Consider the following 347-nt stretch of genomic DNA (forward strand, 5'->3'; position numbering starts at 1 on the left):
GTGTTCTGTCTTGACCGCGCCGGACTCGTTGGAGAGGATGGAGCTACTCATCACGGGGCATTTGATATTGCTTATCTGCGGTGCATACCTAACATGACCATCTTTGCTCCTCTGGATGAGATCGAGCTGAGGAATATGCTTTTTACTGCCCAGGATGGGACTCTTAAAGGCCCTTTAGCAATAAGATATCCACGCGGGCGTGGTTTCAGAAAAAATTGGCAGTTGCCTTTTGATAAGTTGTTGATAGGTAAAGGAAGAAAGCTGCAGCAAGGTACACTTATTGCGGTTTTAAGCTTCGGTTCTGTAGGCATGAATGTTAGTGCGGCAATAAAAGATCTTCCGCAGGG

Annotated in this window: 1 pseudogene; it reads left to right on the forward strand. The window is 46.7% G+C overall.

Annotation, left to right across the window (positions count from 1 at the left end):
- Window positions 1–347, forward strand: a pseudogene (locus HC175_RS21430) (1-deoxy-D-xylulose-5-phosphate synthase); the annotation flags it as partial.

It is taken from the genome of Salinimicrobium oceani (genome assembly GCF_012037645.1).